The 4,018-nt window shown below is 70.2% G+C and carries 4 protein-coding genes and 2 pseudogenes; 5 read left to right on the top strand and 1 reads right to left on the bottom strand.

From position 1 onward, the window contains the following. The 4 genes and pseudogenes from KBX53_RS25035 to KBX53_RS25020 all read left to right on the top strand — a co-directional run. Positions 1–388: pseudogene (locus KBX53_RS25035) on the top strand (ATP-dependent DNA ligase); the annotation flags it as partial. Positions 389–456: 68 nt separating this feature from the next. Then, complete coding sequence (locus tag KBX53_RS25030) at positions 457–906, top strand: helix-turn-helix transcriptional regulator (protein ID WP_030333111.1); 450 nt, start codon at positions 457–459, stop codon at positions 904–906. A gap of 5 nt (positions 907–911) precedes the next feature. Next, on the top strand, positions 912–1,322 hold the full coding sequence (locus KBX53_RS25025; RefSeq protein ID WP_030333113.1) for a VOC family protein: 411 nt from the start codon (positions 912–914) through the stop codon (positions 1,320–1,322). Between the two features lie 29 nt (positions 1,323–1,351). Beyond that, positions 1,352–2,779 (top strand): annotated as a pseudogene (locus KBX53_RS25020) (ATP-binding cassette domain-containing protein); the annotation flags it as partial. An 84-nt stretch (positions 2,780–2,863) separates the two neighbouring features. On the opposite strand, the gene KBX53_RS25015 reads toward KBX53_RS25020, so the two are convergent. Next, positions 2,864–3,490, bottom strand: coding sequence for a TetR/AcrR family transcriptional regulator (locus KBX53_RS25015; RefSeq protein ID WP_030333116.1), 627 nt, complete (start codon positions 3,488–3,490; stop codon positions 2,864–2,866). Positions 3,491–3,612: 122 nt separating this feature from the next. Here KBX53_RS25015 and KBX53_RS25010 point away from each other — a divergent pair. Continuing rightward, the coding region (locus KBX53_RS25010) for an ABC transporter permease (protein ID WP_247676172.1) at positions 3,613–4,018 on the top strand (406 nt) is incomplete at its 3' end.

The following is a 4,018-nucleotide window of genomic DNA, read 5'->3' as shown; positions in this document are numbered from 1 at the left end:
GGCGCTCGCCGTCCGCGCCGAACGGCTCGATCCGGCGCTGGCCACCACGGCGTACATCAGGGAGGACCGGGGTGGCCGGGTCTTCGTGGACGCCACCCGGGCGGGCGGGGCGACAGTGGCCGCCGCGTACAGCCCCCGGCTGCGCCCCGGGATGCCGGTCTCGTTCCCGGTCGACTGGGCCGACCTGCCCGACGTGACGCCCGCCGACTTCACCATCCGCAGCGCGCCCGCACTGCTCGCCGACGGCGACCCGTGGGCCGCGCTGATGCCCGCCCCGCAAGCGCTCCCCGCCGACCTGGTCACCGAGGGTCGGACCATCCCGGTGGCCCGGGTGCAGGCCATGCACGAGGGGAAGCGCCGGGCGCGCGCCCGCCGCGAGGCCGGCTGACCGGCTGGTCGGCCCGGCCGCGTGGCGGCGGCGGCCGCTTGTCGGTGGGCTGTGGCACGATTTTCCTGGTGAGCAGCAAATCCGACGCGACGCAGCGACTCGACGACCTCGCGCGGCTGCGCAAGGTCCGCGACCGGATCGACCGGGAGTACGCGCAGCCGCTGAACGTGGAGGCGCTCGCTCGTGGCGCGCACATGTCGGCCGGCCACCTGAGCCGCGAGTTCCGCCTCGCCTATGGCGAATCCCCGTACAGCTACCTCATGACCCGACGCATCGAGCGGGCGATGGCCCTGTTGCGCCGTGGCGACCTGAGCGTCACCGACGTCTGTTTCGCTGTCGGTTGCTCCTCGCTGGGCACCTTCAGCACCCGTTTCACCGAGCTGGTCGGCGTGCCGCCGAGCGTCTACCGGCGGCGGGCGGCACAGGCGACGGCCGGGATGCCGTCGTGCGTGGCCAAGCAGGTGACCCGACCGGTCAGGAATCGAGAAGCGCGCGCCACCGAGCCGCAACTAGCGTGACCAGCATGGACATCACCATTCACTCCAGCTTCCTTCCGCACACCGACCCGGAGGCCTCCCTGGCCTTCTACCGCGACGTCCTCGGCTTCGAGGTCCGCCTCGACGTCGGGTACGAGGGAATGCGGTGGATCACGGTCGGGCCGGTCGGTCAGCCCAGCACCGCCATCGTCCTGCACCCGCCCACCGCCAACCCGGGCATCACCGACGACGAGCGGCAGACCATCCTCGAACTGATGGCCAAGGGCAGCTACTTCGGCGTCAACCTGGCCACCACCGACCTCGACGCCACCTTCGCGAAGCTGGAGGCCAGCGACGCCGAAGTGGTCCAGGAGCCGACCGAGCAGCCGTACGGCGTGCGCGACTGTGCCTTCCGCGACCCGGCGGGCAATATGATCCGCATCCAGGAAGCGCGCTGAGTCCCGCGCCCTCGACAGATGGAGACACGATGAGCACGGCCAGCCAGCCGTCCGCGCCGCACGTCGCCGACAGTCACGACCTGATTCGCGTGCAGGGCGCGCGGGTGAACAACCTCAAGGACGTCAGCGTCGAGATCCCGAAGCGCCGGCTGACCGTGTTCACCGGGGTCTCCGGCTCCGGCAAGAGCTCGCTGGTGTTCGGCACCATCGCGGCCGAGTCGCAGCGGATGATCAACGAGACCTACAGCGCCTTCGTGCAGGGCTTCATGCCGACGCTGGCCCGGCCCGAGGTCGACCTGCTGGACGGCCTGACCACCGCGATCATCGTGGACCAGGAGCGGATGGGCGCCAACTCCCGCTCCACCGTCGGCACGGCCACCGATGCCAACGCCATGCTGCGCATCCTGTTCAGCCGGCTCGGGCAGCCGCACATCGGCCCGCCCAACGCGTACTCCTTCAACGTCCCGTCGGTGAAGGCGACCGGTGCGATCACCGTCGAACGCGGTGCCGGCAAGACGAAGACCGAGAAGGCGACCTTCAACCGTCTCGGCGGCATGTGCCCGCGGTGCGAGGGCATGGGCGCGGTGACCGACATCGACCTGTCGGCGCTCTACGACGACAACCTGTCGCTCAACGAGGGCGCGATCACCATCCCGGGCTACAGCATGGAGGGCTGGTACGGCCGGATCTTCCGGGGCTGCGGCTACTTCGACCCGGACAAGCCGATCGCCAAGTTCAGCAAGCGGGAGCTGCACGACCTGCTCCACCGGGAGCCAACCAAGATCAAAATCGACGGGATCAACCTGACGTACGCGGGCCTGATCCCGTCGATCCAGAAGTCCTTCCTCGCCAAGGACATCGACGCGTTGCAGCCGCACATCCGCGCCTTCGTGGAACGCGCGGTGACCTTCACGACCTGTCCCGAGTGCGCCGGCACCCGGCTCAGCGCGGAGGCCCGGTCGTCGAAGATCAACGGAAAGAACATCGCCGACGCGTGCGCCATGCAGATCAGCGACCTGGCCGCCTGGGTACGCGAGATCGAGGAACCGTCGGTGGCCCCGCTGCTGGCGGGCCTGCAACATCTCCTCGACTCGTTCGAGGAGATCGGGCTGGGCTACCTGTCGCTCGACCGGCCGTCGGGCACCCTCTCCGGCGGCGAGCGGCAACGGCTCAAGCTGGCCACCCACATGGCCGAGAAGGGCGGCGTCTACGTCCTCGACGAACCGACCACCGGCCTGCACCTGGCCGACGTCGAGCACCTGCTCGGCCTGCTCGACCGCCTCGTCGACGCCGGCAAGTCGGTGATCGTCATCGAGCATCACCAGGCGGTCATGGCGCACGCCGACTGGATCATCGATCTCGGCCCCGGCGCCGGCCACGACGGCGGCCGGGTCGTCTTCGAGGGCACACCGGCCGACCTGGTCGCCGCCCGCTCCACCCTCACCGGCGAGCACCTGGCGGCGTACGTCGGCAGGTGAGCCTGCGGGGGGCGACGCGGCAACGGTCGGCCTCTCCGGGCTACCGGCGACCGGGACCGGTGATCAGCGCTCCGCTCGGCGTGGCCGGCTGATCGGGGCGCTGAGCATTCCGGTGATGGCGTCGACGAGGAAGTCGCCGACCTCGGGCCATCGCGGGTCTTCGCCGTTGCGTTCGGCGCGTGCCTCGACCTCGGCCGTCGTGGTGCTGACGATGCGGGTGATCAGGAGCGCCCGGCCGGCGACCACCTCCGGGTCGAGGTGCCGTAGCCGCGCGGCCAGTGACTCGCGCAGCTCCAGTGCCTGTGGCGTGGTGTCCTGGACTTCCTGCATGATCGGCAAAGTGGTGGGGTTGTGCAGCATGTGTTCCAGGAACCGGGCCCGCCAGCTCGGGCGCGGCAGCCGGTCGAGAACCCGCATGCTCGGCTCCACGAGGCCGCGGATGTCGCCGAGGACGGAGTCCTCGGGTGGGGGCATCCCCTCGCGTTGTTCCGCCACGTCGTGCACGTGGCGGGCCATGAGCGCCTTCAGCAGGCCCTCGCGCCCGCCGAAGTAGTAGCGCACCGCCGAGTGATTGGTGTTGCCAGCCGCCTCGGCCACCCTGCGGTCGGAGACCTCGGCGACACCCGACTCGGCGAACAGCCGCTCCGCCGCGTCCAGCAGCGCGGTGCGTGCCGCGTCGGACCGCCTCATGACCGGCCCCCTCGTGTCCTCGCCCGGATGTGACTCAGGTCAACCTAGCCGGATTCCCGGTCCCGACATCCGCCGCCTACAGTTTGTAAGTCAACTGGCGTACAAACTGATCTGGAGCGTGCATGGATACCGAAGCCGTGATCGAGGCTGCCGACGTGGTGGACGGCCGCCCGCCCGGCGCGGACCGCAAGGAACAGATCATCCGTATGGTCGCCCTGTTCGTGATGCCGTTCCTCATGGTCACGATGATGTTCGCGACCTACATGTCGACAATGCACTCACCGCACCCCCGGGACATGCCGGTCGCGGTCGTCGGCAGCGGCGCCACGGCGCAGGCAGTCGTCGACGGGCTCAACGCCGGTGACAGCACCGAAGCCACCCTGGTGGCCACCCGCGACGACGCCGTCGACCTGCTGCACGACCAGGACGCCGCCGGAGCGCTCGTCCTGCCCACCGACGGCGGTGCCAGCGCGACCATCCTCACCGCCTCGGCGGCCGGGGCCTCACAGAACGCCTCCGTCCAGCCGT

The sequence above is a fragment of the Micromonospora sp. M51 genome (genome assembly GCF_018070305.1).
In the GTDB taxonomy this organism is placed as follows: Bacteria; Actinomycetota; Actinomycetes; order Mycobacteriales; family Micromonosporaceae; genus Micromonospora; species Micromonospora parva.
Note: the sequence above shows the minus strand (reverse complement) of the source record. Positions and strands in the feature narration are given on the sequence as shown.

Coding starts and splice junctions, on each gene's coding strand:
- KBX53_RS25025 (WP_030333113.1), top strand. CDS start 912: ATGGACATCACCATTCACTCCAGCTTCCTTCCGCACACCGACCCGGAG.
- KBX53_RS25015 (WP_030333116.1), bottom strand. CDS start 3,490: ATGAGGCGGTCCGACGCGGCACGCACCGCGCTGCTGGACGCGGCGGAG.